Below are 14542 nucleotides of genomic sequence, written 5' to 3'. Positions count from 1 at the left end.
TTCCGTAAAACTTTCACGATCAGGCATAGGAGTGGAGCCCTGCTAATACGAGGTTAACTGCAAGTAGATTAAACAGGATGACCACAAACCCAACGGTTGCGAGCCAGGCAGATTTTTCGCCGTGCCAGCCTCTTGATAAACGCAAATGCAAAAATGCGGCATAAAAGAACCATGTCACTAATGCCCAGACTTCTTTAGGATCCCAGCCCCAAAAACGGTCCCAGGCGATCTGTGCCCAAATAGCAGCAAATATAATACCGCCCAGTGTAAAAACAGGGAATCCGATAGCAACAGCACGATAAGAAATTTCGTCAAGCAAATCAGGTTTAACTTTTTTCAGGAAAGGCTGAATAGCGGCGCCGATTCGTTTGCGTAAAATCAATCGTACAATGCCGTATAATACCAGTCCCGTCAGAACAGACCAGATAATTGTATTTAATTTCCTTGCTGCTTCAACGCCTTGCATCCATCCAGGTGCGTCGAACACGGGTTCCATACGATCACCAGTCAGCAGTTCTCCTTCATTCGGGCCTGCAATCGGCGGCAGATGATAGTCAGTTGTGACTGTCTGTCCCTGTGCCTGTGATGAATACTCAAATTCTGCACTGTAGCCTGACAGATTAAAGGCTGTCGAGATGACGCTGAAGCCGATAAAGACAAACAAGCCAAATAAAATAATTTCCAGCCATGTTGTTCGTTTGCTCCGGACTGTTTGATCAATTTGTCTGATCAGATAAATGAGAGCTGCAACAAAACTCACGGCTAAAATCGCCTGTGCCAATGCTACTGTCGTAACATGAATATAGAGCCAGTGGCTTTGCAGAGATGGTATTAATGGTGAAATTTCAGTTGGAAACATACTTGCAAATGCTATCAGTATTAAAGCAATTGGCAAGGCGAACAGGCCTAATACATTCACCCTGTAAATAAAGTATATAACAATAAACGCGAACACCAGACACATACCAAAAAAAGTAACAAATTCAAACATATTGCTGACAGGCGCATGTCCGCTGGCCAGCCATCTTGTAATAAAATAAACGATTTGGGCAAGAAAACCGATGATCGTCAGTGTAATGCCAATTTTTCCACTGAATTCACGTCCGGTCTGCTTATTCTTTTGCCTGATGGTTGCACCAAAGAAAAAAGTAGCTATCAGATAAATGATGAACGCTGTATACAGCATCGTACTGCTGACTTCAATGTATGAACCCATTTATATCCTCCTTTGACGGGACGGTTAGGTTATTCCAGTTCCTGCTGGTCGTCAACCATATTTACATTGGTATCTTCAATAATCGATTCAATATCTTTTTTCAAACCGAACCAATTTTTGTTCGTATGACCGGCCACCATAATGCCCTCTCCTTCAGGACGCAGCCAAATCCGGCGATGCTGCCAGTACATACCCTGGCTGACACCAATCATGAAAATAAGAGCGCCTATGATAAAAAATGGAATTGTATAATCGTATTTTACACTCAAGCCGCTGGCAAAACGTGTATTAAAATTCTGGATACCTAATTTATAATCATTTTCTCCTGTGGCATCAACGTTTCTGCCTATACCAACAAAACTCATTTCCTCTTCTTGATTACCAGGTGGATCAACTGTAAATACGAAGGCTGGATTTCTAGGGTAGTTAGTCTTGGATGTAGGCTCGCCATCGTCCATTTTATAGTCAGGATAATATTGACTGACAGCTACACTGAGCCCGTTATCCAGCTGATATGTATTTTTCGGATCTGTCATATCAACCGTGAACGATCCGAGTGATTTTTCATCAGGGTCATCGGTTTCATGTACCTTGAAAGTCATACTCTGAAACTCATTTTTCTGAAAGCCTGATTGATATAATGTATATTTGTCAAACTTCATCGGCTGATTCATACGTATATCGCCTTCGTTTACCTTTTCAAGATCTGGGTCTTCACCCGCTACGTTTTCACCGGATTTTTTATAGATAACAGCATCGGTCTGGTAGTTTTCTTCCACCATTCCCCCTTGCTTGTCAATGGCCTCCTTAAAACGTTCATCATCTTCGTCATACGTTTCCACCTTAAAATTCTCATTCTTAATATAGAATTCCTCATTTGTACCGGGAATAACTGTTTGTTCGCCTTCCCGAACCCAGACGTACTCATCAAGATACATAAATGGGGTCATACGCAACAGTGCCGCGATCATAATAATAATAAGACCAATATGATTAACATAAGGCCCCCAGCGGGAGAAGCGTCCTTTTTCTGCCAGAATATGACCATTTTCCTCATATACTTTATAGCGCCGCTTTTTCAGACCTGTGACTAGTTTGTCCTTTTCCTCATCTGTTACATGCCCTGTCTCACTGTATAAACGCTGACGCTTCAAAAATTGCGTGTGTCGCTTTGGTCTTTGAGTTTTCAGTGCTTTGTGCAACGGAGCAAAGCGATCAATACTGCAGATGACAAGAGAAACCCCTATTGCTGCAATGATTAATAAGTACCACCATGAACCGTATAAATTATGGAAACCAAGCTGATAGAAAATCTTGCCCAGTATACCATACTCGGCTTCATAAAAAATCGACGGATCCTGGGAAGGTGCATCGGCTGGTATGTACTGTTCCTGGGGGAAAATCGTCCCAACACCTGAAGCAATGAGAGCAATAACAATTAACCAGACCGCCACTTTGACAGACGAGAAAAAATTCCATATCTTATCAACAATGGTTTTATTATATGTTCTGGAGCGGCGCGCACTCCCCTCATACCGCATATTAAGCAGCTTTCGCTGATCATTGCCGTCAATATGCTGATTTTCCTGTACGGGTTTACCGCACGCTTCACAAAGAACTGTTCCTTCGGGATTAACATGACCGCATTCACATTTTATTTCGTTCATTCATATCCCTCACAATTGCTTCATTCTTACTGATCAGGCTCAATATTTTTCAGATGCCCTTCGATTTTATCCAGTGTCAGTCCCCCTTCGACAACTTCTTCAATTTCTCCCTGAGGATTAATAAAGAATGTGGTTGGAAGCGGTTCAACATTATAAGCATTCATTACTTCCTCATCATCGTCGTAGGGAACTGGAAATGTTAAATCGTGTTTATCAATGAACTTATGCACGACAAATTTTGTAGCATCCAGATTGACAGCCACAATTTCAATGCCTTTATTCTTATACTCCGGATACAGTGACTCCATATAAGGCATTTCTTTTTCGCATGGTTTGCACCAAGTGCCCCAGAAATTCAGCATGACACCTTTGCCTCTCAGATCACTCAGCTGCACCGTTTCACGCTCATTATTGGCATTTATTTGGTCAAGTTTGAAATCAGGTGCCTGTTTGCCAACATCAACATCCGTTTCATCTTCACTAAGATTCGATATTAGTGCATATATAACAGCAATCAGCAACAAAATCAATACAACCGTCCGAAAAATAAGGCGATTCCTTTTTTTATGTTTTTTAGTATTGCGTGCCGGTGACTCTGCCATATTATTTCACCTCTCTGCGATTATACCATGATTTCGGACGAATGAATTTGTCTGTTATTTGACATTTTCATCATTTGCCAATAAGCGCATTTTTTTAATTTCATGCGGCGTGAGCGAGCGGCAATCTCCCGGCTTCATATGCTCCAGGGTTAACAGGCCATATTTTTCCCGTTTAAGTTTGCTGACTGCGTAGCCAAGTGCCTCCATCATCCGTCTTATATGCCGGTTTTTGCCCTCATGCAAGGTTAATTGAATAATCATCGTATTCTTACGTCTGTCTGTTTTCAGGATTTCATACCTGACCACTTTTAACCGGTCCCCCCCTGAGTCAACTCCTTTACGCAGCTTGTTCAATTCACGCTTATCCGGAATACCATCAATTTTGGCAACATAGACTTTATCAATTCCATAACTTGGATGCATCAGAAGATTAGCGAATTTGCCGTCATTTGTCAACAAAAGTATACCGGATGTGTCATAATCAAGTCTGCCAATAGGGTAAATACGCTCCGGCACGTTTCCTAAATAATCAGTTACCACCTTTCGCCCTTTGTCATCACGTAAACTTGAGATAACGCCTTTTGGTTTATAAAGCATGTAATACACCGGCTCTTCTTTCTCCAGCTGTATCCCATTCACTTCAATGTCATCTTTTGAGTGAACCTTGGTTCCCAGTTCGGTAACGCGTTTATGATTGACCCGGACTTTTCCATCAGTTATCAGTTTCTCCGCTTTTCTGCGGGATGTAACACCGCTTTGAGCAATCACCTTTTGCAATCGTTCCCATGAGTTTGTCATCATATCACCTGTATTCCCTAATACTGGATTAAACAGTCAAAAAAATGGCGTTAACTGTGTAACACATGTTAACGCTTCGCTAACAGTTCAACCAAATAGTAATGTTACCACAATAACTGAAGCAATTATACCAACAAGATCAGCTAATAGTCCAACTTTCAAGGCATAACGCATTTTACGGATGCCAACAGCTCCAAAATAAATGGTGAGAACATACAGTGTTGTATCTGTGCTGCCCTGCATAGTTGATGCAAGTCTGCCGATAAATGAATCGGGTCCATGCGTTCCGATTAGTTCGGTGGTCATACCTAGTGCCGCAGTTCCGGAAATGGGTCTGACCATTGCCAGTGGTATAATCTCCGGGGGAATGCCGATAAACAACAGAAAAGGCGAGATCAGTTCGATTAAAGCGTCCAATGCACCGGAACTTCGTAATATTGAAATGGCTACAATCATACCGACTAAAAAAGGAAGTAAAGAAAATGCCATCTGGACACCCTCTTTGCCTCCTTCGACAAATTTCTCATACGCCGGCACACGTTTCCAAACCGCAACAAACAAAACAATTAGAATAAAACTGGGAATCAGCCAGCTGCTGATGGTTGTGATAATCGCCATCGTCATTTCCTCCTGAGACTTCTGTAATAAAAAATGCGATCGATGATTAACGCACTGACTGAGGAGATACACGTTGCGATAATGGTGGTGCCAACAATTTCTGTTGGTGAAACGGAATCATATTGCATCCGTATAGAGATGATTGTCGTCGGAATAACTGTTAAACTTGACGTGTTCAAAGCTAAAAACGTGATCATAGATCGTGAAGCGGTATCCGATCCGCTTAATTCCTTCATTTGTTCCATGGCTTTTATCCCCATTGGCGTTGCGGCATTTCCCAAGCCAAAGATATTAGCCGTTATATTGGATAATATATAACCGATTGCGGGATGACCCTTTGGAATATCAGGGAAAATCCTAAGAATAACGGGCCGGAATAGCTTATCGAGAAAGGCGAGTATCCCTGCCTCTTCAGCTATTTTCATAATCCCTAGCCAAAATACAAGAATACTGATCAGGCCAATCGACAGGGTGACGGCTTCATCTGCACTCTCGAATAATGCTTCATTAACCTCGTCCATTGTTCCATTGATCATCGCGTAAATAATGCCTATACCCGCCATCAATACCCATATGATATTAACCATGCGGATCAAATCCTGTCAGTTTCTGATAAAGTGTTACGATTCCCTCCAGAATACCAGCTTTATGCCGCTCGTCATGGATAGACACCTCTTGAATCGGCACAGCATCAACAAAGTAAATGGTCTTTCCAATAACATCTTCTGTTGTTTGTGTATCTTTAGGCATGACAAACGATTGACTTTCAATCTGGCCTTGCTCCTTGTCATTAAGCGGTAATGTAACATCCTGGTGCAGATAGCCGTTAACCTGGTCACCGGTTTCTGCTATCTGATAAATGCTGGAACCTTTTTGATCAACCGGTGTCATCGTGTATTGTGAAAATCCCCAGTTAAACAGATTAATGTGATCACGCCAGTCATCAGGATCATCCAGCGTTACAGCAATCAATTCCATATCGTCTCGTTTAGCTGAACTGACCAGCGTCCGTCCGGCCGTTCTGGTGAAGCCGGTTTTGCCCCCATTCGCATCATCATACTTGCCAGTCAGCAATTTATGTTTGTTTTGCCAGGCATAAGCCCGGTCATTCGATTTATACTTGGTTGTTTCAGTTACTTGTCTGAAAATGTCATTGTCCATGGCATAACGCATTAGAAGGGCCATGTCGCGGGCTGTGGAATAATGCCCTTCTGCGTCTAGACCGTGCGGGTTTGCAAATGATGTATGCGTCATGCCCAGCCACGCCGCTTTCTGGTTCATCAAACGGACAAATCCCTCCATACTTCCGCCAATATGCTCACTTATAGCAACGGCTGCATCATTGCCGGAGCGAAGCAATAATCCATAAATAAGATCATTCAGTTTCATTTTCTCATCTTCTTCCAGATAAATGGAAGATCCCGTCGCATTAACAGCGCGATGGCTGATGGTTACCGTTTCATCCAGTTTCCCGGATTCAATCGCAACGATGGCCGTCATAATTTTTGTGATGCTGGCAATCGACTGTTCCTGATCGGCTTGTTTTTCGAATAGCACTCTCCCTGTGGATTGTTCCATTAATATGGCATTATTAGCTGATACATCTGGCTTTGCCTGTCCATGAGCCGGGCTTAAAAAAAGACTTGTGAGAAGAAAAACAAGTATTACGGCTGTATAACGCATATCCGATCCTCCTGCAAAACGCTGAATTTGTCCTTACAGTTTATGCAGATCGCATGAGATGATATGACTTTATCACTATAAACTCCCTGCATGGCCATGCAGGGAGTCAATAATTATCTATATGGTTCAAGTATGGTTGTGCTGATTTTTATGCTCTGAAAACTGTTCAAAAAATAAATCAGCTTCCTGTTCTGACTCTTCTGTGCTGATATCGTCCGGCAGAGGCGGCAATTCTTCCAGAGACGTTAAACCAAAATAAGTAAGAAATTCTTTTGTTGTGATGAATAATACCGGACGACCGGGACTCTCCTTTCTGCCCGCTTCATCAATGAGTTCCCGCGTCATCAGAGTTTGCACAGGGCGGTCACTTTTAACGCCGCGTATATCTTCAATCTCAGTTCGGGTAATGGGCTGCTTATAAGCAATAATCGCCAGTGTTTCCAATGCTGCCTGCGACATTCTGGTTGTTTGCGGTGTGTCCAAAAGCTTCTGTAAATACGAGCTGTGCCCGGGTTTCGTCGTCAAATGAAAAACGTCATGTGACTGAATCAGCAGCATACCCCGATCTGGCTGATCAAAATCGTTCTGTAACAGCCTCAGCAGATCGTTAACTGATTGTTCCTGAATATTAAGTACCTGCGCCAATTGCTTTGTCGTGACACCATCGTCTCCGCTCGCAAATAGCAATCCTTCAGCTATAGCTTTTAATTCATTGGTTTCCACGATTATTCCCCCACATAAAAAACGTACAGGTCATCAAGATGGGTTTCTTGTGTACAGGTGACCTGATTATTTTTCATAAGTTCTAAAAGCGCTATAAACGTAGCTACAATATGTGAGCGGGCCGGATAGTCAAACAATTGATCAAAGACAAGACCGTTACGGGATTGTTTCACAAGACTGAGCACGTCATTCATTCGCTGGCCTATCGGAATTTCTTCGCTTTTCACGGTTGTTTCCAGCGGCTCATCCCATTGCTTGCGTGCAAACATTTTTTCCAACGCGTGAAGCATATCATAAATGGACGTATCCCCTCTTGAAGGCGGTCTGGATTCAGCCTGTTCAGATAATACAGGCGATCTGGTGAAGAGCTGATTCGGCTCAGCCTCTTTAGTCTGCAATTGTTTGGCCGCATTTTTATATCTGCGGTATTCAATTAGACGCTGCATCAGTTCCTCACGCGGGTCTTCCATATACGCATCATCTTCCTCTGTCATTTCCTGACTCGGCAGCAGCATCTCGCTCTTTAAAGCAAGCAAAGTAGCAGCCATAACCAGGTATTCACTGGCAACGTTCAGCTCAAGACGTTGCATTGTGTGAATATAATGCATATATTGTTCCGTTATTTGCGAAACTGGAATATCGTATATATCAATTTCATACTGATTTATTAAATGCAGTAATAGATCAAGAGGACCTTCAAATGCATCGATTTTTACTTGATAAGACTGGTTCACTGCAGTTCCCCTCTTCTATCTCAAAATGCGGTTTCGTTAAGGATTGGATTAAAAAAATGGCAGGGTGACAGCTGACTTGATATAAATGCCCACACACCACAGGAATGCCAGCATAAGTTATTAATGTACGATAAATGTTATCAAAAAAACATTTATCCGTTAAGCAAAAAGGAGGAATAAGATTATGGCTAATGGCTATGGCGGCGGCAACTTTTCAATGATTGTCGTATTGTTCATTCTTCTTATCATTGTCGGTGCAGCTTGGTTCTAAATTGACTAAAGCCAACCGGCTCATCATGCAAAAGCCATCTCCAGGTTTATGTGGAGATGGCTTTTGCTTATTGTTTATCGTCATGCTGCTGCAGTTCGTTTTCATCTATACATTTATTAAGAAATGACTTTGTTAACTCATCAGCACAAACAGCGTAGTTATTGTCAAACATCGTTTCAATTTCTTTCACCATTTTCTGGCCGATTCCTGAATTGCGGTGTGAAGGGTTGACTGATACGTGCTGAACAACGGCATTAAGATCATTCTCAACACGAACACCTATCGCACCAAGCACATCCTCCTCTTTCCATAAGAAGAGATACCAATTCGGGTTGGTTTCATATTCTTTTATGGTTTGCTGTAATTTTTTAACGTCTTTTCCCTCGGGCATAAAAGATAATAATCCCATTGCAATCTTTTCATAATTTTTCTTATAACGAATTAACATACTTATCCCTCATTAAAATCATAACTTCCATATGGCACCAGCAAACCAAGTTTTAAGATACCCTGAAAATAGCCTGTCCTGTATCGTTTGCTGTCAGAATGTATTAACAGGCCTTCGATATGAAACGTAACCCTTCGGAAGTCTTCCCCGCTTTTTAAACAGTGAATCGATTAATGTTATGAGCATTGTTTTACCCTGCTCTATAAAACGAATACAAACCAGTAAACAAAAGCCCAAATGAAGCCAATACCCAGCAGTATAAACAATAACAGCAAATTTTTTTTACGCTGTTTCAAAAACATTCATCCTTTGCAAACTTAACCGTATTTTTCCCTTATCACATTAAAGATTGTATAACCATCCGATTGTTTTCCATTAAATCGGAAGGGAATCAGATTAACAAGCGCTACCCATGCGTTAAATAACAAAAACAACAGCAGATAGCGGTTTGGATAAAAAGGTAAAACGACAGAGCACAAAACAGCAGTTAAAGCACTTGTCACTGGTCCGAAAGCAGCCATTATAATCTGCTCATGCTTCCGATAGGGCGTTTGTCTTTCACTGGCTGCCATACCGCCCAAAAAGAACATAAGATGAATAAAAACGGCCATGTGCTTCAGCTTCATATGATACAGCAGATGACCTGTGCCAATTGATAAGGTGATACGATCAGCACTAAATAATCTTGCTGCCGCCGCATGCCCCAGTTCATGAAGGATGTTTCCAACTGGAGCAGCAATGAAAATAAGATAGATTAACAACTGGATGGTCATACAGCGTGCATTAGTCTGTCTTTTTTCTGCATTGTCATTCTTCCCCTTCTTCTTTTACCATTTTAGCTGACCTTTTCATAGAAAACAATCCATTACTCGTAGGAAACGTCATTTTTGACCATATCGTGATAGGTCTCACGTCTTATCACAAGCTGATCTTGGCCATTTTCCACAAAAACGGCTGCCGGATTGGGAAAACGATTGTAATGGCTTGCCATCGCATAACCATATGCTCCGGTTGAAAAAACAGCTAACGTATCAAGATGATCAACTGCGGGGACAGGTAAGTTCCAAATCAGCATATCACCTGACTCACAGCACTTCCCGGCAACTGAAACCGTATCCTCCAGAGGCTGTTCTGCCTTATTAGCAAGGACTGCATCGTATTCTGCCTGGTACAGCGCAGGACGTATGTTGTCTGTCATACCACCGTCCACTGAAATATAACGGCGCACACCAGGAATGTCTTTCATGGAACCAACCGTATATAAAGTGATGCCGGCATTCCCAGCGATAGACCGACCTGGCTCAATCCAGATCTCCGGTAAAGGAACACCGAAAGAAGCTGCCTGTTTTTTCACAGCCCCTATAATCTGTCTGACGTGCTCCGTGTAGGAAAGCGGCTGATCTTGTTTTGTATAGCGGATGCCGAATCCTCCCCCAAGGTTCAGCACTTCCGGAACAACACTGTACTGTTCCTGCCACGCAGCCAGTTTCTCAAAGAGCACGCGGGATGCCAGGACAAAACTGTCCGTTTCAAATAATTGCGATCCAATATGGCTATGCAGACCCAAAAAGTGCATGCGCGGCTGCTCCTGAAACTGCAAAAACGCCTGATCAGCCTGCCCATTTGTCAGGTTAAAACCGAATTTAGAATCGTCATTGCCAGTCTTAATGTACTGATGTGTATCAGGTTCAATACCTGGTGTGACACGCATTAAAACATTAATGTTCGTATCCTTTTCTTCAAGAAGATGTGTTATTAAATTAATTTCATGAAAATTATCAATAACGATACAGCCAATACCTTCTTCAATGGCCATAGCCAGTTCGGCATAACTTTTATTATTGCCATGCATGTGAATTCTGTCAGGAGGGAAATCTGCCTGAAGAGCTGTATAGAGCTCCCCTTGTGACACAACATCAAGACTTAAGCCTTCCTGTTTAATGACCTGAAGCATGGCGATGGAAGAAAAAGCCTTGCTTGCATAGGCTACCTGCGCCTTGACGCCATGCTCCTGAAAGGCCTTAACAAACGCACGGCAATTTTCCCGTATTAACGCTACATCATACACATATAACGGTGTTCCATATTTGCGGGAGAGTTGTATTGTATCCATGCCGCCTATAGTCAAATGGCCTGATTCGTTTATATTAAATGGATGATCCACTGTCATTTTCTCCCCCAATTCAATACTGAAAAATTAACTTACTGAAGTGTAAAATACTTTATCACACACAATCCAAAAAAAAAAGTCATGAAACCGTTTTGGGTGCATATGTAAGCAAGCCGCGCTCAATTAAAAAGCGCGGCACATCATTAAGGTTTCGGCTGTCGATAATCATTTCGCGGATGAACGATGTCTGGACGTTTGTTCGAATACGGTTTCGGAACGCGGAAGACAATGGCCTTCAGTCCAGCAGCATGAAACGGAATGAACGGCCACAGATAAGGTGTCCGAAGTGTTCTTATTTGAATCATATACAGCATATAAACCGTAACACCGGCAACAAAGCCAATCGAACCAAATAAAGCTGTTGCTGCAATTAAAAACCACCTCGCGATTTTATTGGCCACACCAAGCTCATAACTTGGCGTCACAAAGATGCCAACCGCACTAATCGATACATACAGAATGGTTTCCGGTCCGAACATACCGACATCAATCGCGATTTGCCCGATCAGTACAGCAGCAATCAGGCCCATCGACGTTGCCAGTGGTGTTGGTGTGTAAATCGCCGCCATTCGGAGAAACTCAATACCCAAATCTGCCATTATAAGCTGAAGCGCTATCGGAATATTTCCCTGTTCCTTGGGCCCAATGAATGAAAGTTCCTTAGGTAACAGTGATGGATCTGTTGCCAGTAACAGCCAAAAGGGCAGCAGAAAGATGGACAGCATAATGGCAATGAATCTTGACCAGCGGATAATCGTTCCAACTAGAGGTGTCTCACGGTATTCTTCTGCATGCTGAACATGGTGGAAAAAAGTTGCCGGCAGAATGATGACACTGGGTGATGTATCAACAATTATCAGAATATGCCCTTCCATCACATGTGTAGCTGCCACATCTGGACGTTCTGTATAACGGACTAGCGGGTATGCTTTCCATTTAGGATCAATAATAAACTCTTCTATTGTTTTATCCGTCATCGAAAGGCCGTCAACTTCAATTTTCGCGAGTCTTTCCTTGACTTCCTTGACAAGATCGGGGTCGGCAATATCAGAAATATAACTCAAACAGATATCTGTTTTAGAACGCTCGCCAACTTTCAGTATTTCCTGCCGCAGACGGGCATCGCGGATACGGCGTCGCGTTAAGGCCGTGTTTTCAATGATATTTTCTGTATAACCGTCACGCGAGCCTCTGACAACATGCTCTGTGTCAGGTTCTTTAGGCGGACGTCCTGGATAATTCCGGACATCTACAATAAACGCATAATCAATGCCATCAACAAACACTATCAATAAACCGGATAACATCTGGTCAACTGTTTCATCGAGTGATTTGGTCCGCTCCAGCTGCTCATTAATAATGCGATTTTCCACAATTTCCGGTACTTTTTTCGTATTTGTTTCAAAATCATTGATTTCAACAAGCTGGCGCATGATTTGCTGTATTGAGCTGCTGTCACAGAGCCCATTAACAAAATACAGTTGAACTTTCCGTTTTAAAATGATTATTTCCCGGAATTCAACATCATACGACTTTTCCAGACCAATATTATCACGCATGTATTGTTCATTTTTTTCAATCTTTGTGTATATAGGGTTTTTGGTTTGCTTTTGACTCATAATTTAACTACTCTCCATTTTTCTGACATTCATCGATATTCACGCAATAATCGAAAACTTATTCTGCAAAAATCAGCCATTGGAACAAAGAACCGCCTACTTTTCCAAAGACAATGGCCATTAAAAGCCATAACAATTTATCCTCCATCCGTATGCGTCTTGATAAAATCGGGAGGACATTCAGCACTTCCGTTAAAGCAGCTGCCAGCATGCCATTGAATATGCCGTGAAAACCTCCCCATACAATCAGCAGCAGAAAGGACTGATGCCAGATCATATCGGTGAACGACAAATAGATCCCAAACAGCGAACCTAAGATGATGCTGACAATATAGGCGGGAACTAAATGTTCTGTCTTACTTAACTGGATTAATCGCGGTATGATGCCCAAAAGCGTTATAAAGGCTACAAAACCACCTCCAACCGCGATCCCGGAAGCAAAACCAATCGTGATTTCCAGCAGATGACGTAACACGTTAATTATCATTTAACTTGTTCTCATAATGACTCAGGTACTGATCCATTTCCTGCTGGTAATTGAATATCTCTACTTCAAGAGGGCTTGGCTCTTCATTAAAGCGTTTTTGGAACCAGTGGTTGAAAAATAACAGCATTCCGGCACCGATTCCTAATGAATAGGGAATCTGCATCCAAAGCGGGTATGCATTCACCTCTCCAGTCAGCAGATAATGAAGCTTTTGCTGAACTTCCTGCATACTGACATCATAATGAAAGTTCATAATGGTCATAGCTGCTCCAATGAACAGAATAAGCCAGACAAACGCCACCACCAAAATGCTGGGCTTTTTAAACTGTTTCTGGACTCGGATAAGCGTATGTGTCGGTCCTACAAGCTGGAATTCGAGATCACTGCGGGTTTTGTTTAAATGATCAATAATTAAGAAACTGTCCACGATCACCACGTTTCGGTCTTTTTTAGTAACACGGTAAATGGGTGTACTTTCCAGTTCCTGCTGCAGCGGTTCAGATGCTGAAATATGCGCAATCTCTTTCAAGGTTATTTGTCCTAAGGATGTAATGCTAATATTTTTTTTCATACGTAAATAGACAACCTCTGACATATGCGGCTCATCCTTTTTACGATGTGGTATCAGCTAGTGTTTGTCATTAGAAGCAAAAGTATGTTTAAAAATGACGGTTTATCCAGCGATTCCAACCTGATGTTCAAAGGCATATAAAAAGGCTGCCCCAAACGTGTTGGAGACAGCCTTTTTTCACGAGTTCATGTTGATTTTCATGTCGTCTAATATTCTCTTTTCCAATCTTGACACCTGAACCTGGGAAATCCCCAGTCTGTCAGCCACCTCAGATTGTGTTCGGTCTTTATAGTAGCGTAAGTATAAGATTAATCGTTCACGTTCGTCCAGTCGCCTGATGGCTTCCTGCAGTGTCAACTTGTTAAACCACCCTGCGTCATCATCAGCAATTTGATCCATTAGCGTGATCGGAGCACCATCATTTTCGTACACTGTTTCATCAATTGAGTGTGGCGATTTGACAGCCTCCTCAGCATGGACGACCTCCTCAGAGGTTATATTCAGATCATCGGCGATTTCCAGGACAGTTGGCGTACGCCCAAGTTTTTTCGTCAGTTCGTCCCGTGTTTTACGTATTTTATTGCCTGTTTCCTTTAACGAACGGCTGACTTTGACACTGCCATCATCTCGAATGAATCGCTGGATCTCACCAATAATCATTGGAACGGCATATGTGGAGAATTTGACATCATATGATAAATCAAATTTATCAATCGCTTTTATCAGGCCAATACTGCCAATTTGAAACAAATCATCAGGGTCATAGCCGCGGTTAATAAACCGCTGAACAACCGACCAGACAAGTCTGACATTCGCTTCCACCAGCAGATCGCGTGCCTGTTTATCACCCTGCTGACTTTTATGAATGTTGGCTCTCACCTGTTCATCCGTTAAGGATTCCTGACGGTTATCATGTCTAACATTCACATCCATAG

At 42.4% G+C, this 14542-nt stretch carries 17 protein-coding genes; 1 reads left to right on the top strand and 16 read right to left on the bottom strand.

Going from position 1 to position 14542, the window contains the following annotated elements:
* Positions 1–19: 19 nt before the first annotated feature.
* The 9 genes from ccsB to ACFQU8_RS13485 all read right to left on the bottom strand — a co-directional run bounded on the left by ccsB (position 20) and on the right by ACFQU8_RS13485 (position 8041).
* On the bottom strand, positions 20–1216 hold the full coding sequence (gene ccsB, locus ACFQU8_RS13525) for a c-type cytochrome biogenesis protein CcsB (RefSeq protein WP_382361286.1): 1197 nt from the start codon (positions 1214–1216) through the stop codon (positions 20–22).
* A gap of 29 nt (positions 1217–1245) precedes the next feature.
* On the bottom strand, positions 1246–2883 hold the full coding sequence (gene resB / locus ACFQU8_RS13520) for a cytochrome c biogenesis protein ResB (protein WP_382361283.1): 1638 nt from the start codon (positions 2881–2883) through the stop codon (positions 1246–1248).
* Between the two features lie 26 nt (positions 2884–2909).
* Positions 2910–3485, bottom strand: a complete 576-nt coding sequence (gene resA, locus ACFQU8_RS13515; RefSeq protein WP_382361280.1) for a thiol-disulfide oxidoreductase ResA — start codon at positions 3483–3485, stop codon at positions 2910–2912.
* A gap of 54 nt (positions 3486–3539) precedes the next feature.
* The gene (locus tag ACFQU8_RS13510) at positions 3540–4283 is read right to left on the bottom strand and encodes a pseudouridine synthase (RefSeq protein ID WP_382361277.1); all 744 of its coding nucleotides are present in this window, start codon (positions 4281–4283) and stop codon (positions 3540–3542) included.
* An 87-nt stretch (positions 4284–4370) separates the two neighbouring features.
* Positions 4371–4901, bottom strand: coding sequence for a spore maturation protein (locus ACFQU8_RS13505; protein ID WP_382361274.1), 531 nt, complete (start codon positions 4899–4901; stop codon positions 4371–4373).
* A 2-nt stretch (positions 4902–4903) separates the two neighbouring features.
* A complete protein-coding gene (locus ACFQU8_RS13500) occupies positions 4904–5488 on the bottom strand; it encodes a nucleoside recognition domain-containing protein (RefSeq protein WP_382361271.1) in 585 nt (194 codons plus the stop codon).
* Positions 5481–6584 carry a D-alanyl-D-alanine carboxypeptidase family protein gene (locus ACFQU8_RS13495; protein ID WP_382361268.1) on the bottom strand — a complete coding sequence of 368 codons (1104 nt, stop codon included), beginning with the start codon at positions 6582–6584 and terminating at the stop codon, positions 5481–5483. Before ACFQU8_RS13495 ends, ACFQU8_RS13500 begins: the two co-directional genes overlap by 8 nt.
* 126 nt (positions 6585–6710) lie before the next feature.
* Positions 6711–7307: an SMC-Scp complex subunit ScpB gene (gene scpB / locus ACFQU8_RS13490; protein WP_382361265.1), complete on the bottom strand. Its 597-nt coding sequence runs from the start codon at positions 7305–7307 to the stop codon at positions 6711–6713.
* 2 nt (positions 7308–7309) lie between these two features.
* Positions 7310–8041 carry a segregation/condensation protein A gene (locus tag ACFQU8_RS13485; RefSeq protein WP_382361263.1) on the bottom strand — a complete coding sequence of 244 codons (732 nt, stop codon included), beginning with the start codon at positions 8039–8041 and terminating at the stop codon, positions 7310–7312.
* 184 nt (positions 8042–8225) lie between these two features.
* On the opposite strand from ACFQU8_RS13485, the gene ACFQU8_RS13480 reads away from it, so the two are divergent.
* Positions 8226–8312 (top strand): YjcZ family sporulation protein, encoded by an 87-nt coding sequence (locus tag ACFQU8_RS13480; RefSeq protein WP_382361707.1) that lies wholly within the window; start codon positions 8226–8228, stop codon positions 8310–8312.
* Between the two features lie 67 nt (positions 8313–8379).
* Here ACFQU8_RS13480 and ACFQU8_RS13475 read toward each other — a convergent pair whose 3' ends face one another.
* From ACFQU8_RS13475 to sigF, 7 genes are all read right to left on the bottom strand, one after another.
* Positions 8380–8760, bottom strand: a complete 381-nt coding sequence (locus ACFQU8_RS13475; RefSeq protein ID WP_382361260.1) for a GNAT family N-acetyltransferase — start codon at positions 8758–8760, stop codon at positions 8380–8382.
* A gap of 317 nt (positions 8761–9077) precedes the next feature.
* Positions 9078–9533 carry a site-2 protease family protein gene (locus ACFQU8_RS13470; RefSeq protein ID WP_382361257.1) on the bottom strand — a complete coding sequence of 152 codons (456 nt, stop codon included), beginning with the start codon at positions 9531–9533 and terminating at the stop codon, positions 9078–9080.
* A 92-nt stretch (positions 9534–9625) separates the two neighbouring features.
* The gene (gene lysA, locus ACFQU8_RS13465; RefSeq protein WP_382361254.1) at positions 9626–10930 is read right to left on the bottom strand and encodes a diaminopimelate decarboxylase; all 1305 of its coding nucleotides are present in this window, start codon (positions 10928–10930) and stop codon (positions 9626–9628) included.
* A 143-nt stretch (positions 10931–11073) separates the two neighbouring features.
* Positions 11074–12549 (bottom strand): spore germination protein, encoded by a 1476-nt coding sequence (locus ACFQU8_RS13460; protein ID WP_382361251.1) that lies wholly within the window; start codon positions 12547–12549, stop codon positions 11074–11076.
* A gap of 58 nt (positions 12550–12607) precedes the next feature.
* Positions 12608–13036 carry a stage V sporulation protein AB gene (locus ACFQU8_RS13455; RefSeq protein WP_382361248.1) on the bottom strand — a complete coding sequence of 143 codons (429 nt, stop codon included), beginning with the start codon at positions 13034–13036 and terminating at the stop codon, positions 12608–12610.
* On the bottom strand, positions 13026–13631 hold the full coding sequence (locus ACFQU8_RS13450) for a stage V sporulation protein AA (protein WP_382361245.1): 606 nt from the start codon (positions 13629–13631) through the stop codon (positions 13026–13028). The genes ACFQU8_RS13455 and ACFQU8_RS13450 overlap by 11 nt, the downstream gene beginning before the upstream one ends.
* A 153-nt stretch (positions 13632–13784) precedes the next feature.
* Positions 13785–14540 carry an RNA polymerase sporulation sigma factor SigF gene (gene sigF, locus ACFQU8_RS13445; RefSeq protein ID WP_382361242.1) on the bottom strand — a complete coding sequence of 252 codons (756 nt, stop codon included), beginning with the start codon at positions 14538–14540 and terminating at the stop codon, positions 13785–13787.
* Between the last annotated feature and the right edge of the window lie 2 nt (positions 14541–14542).

Origin of the sequence: Lentibacillus kimchii, assembly GCF_042666895.1 — a bacterium.
Lineage (GTDB): Bacteria > Bacillota > Bacilli > Bacillales > Amphibacillaceae > Lentibacillus > Lentibacillus kimchii.
Note: the sequence above shows the minus strand (reverse complement) of the source record. Positions and strands in the feature narration are given on the sequence as shown.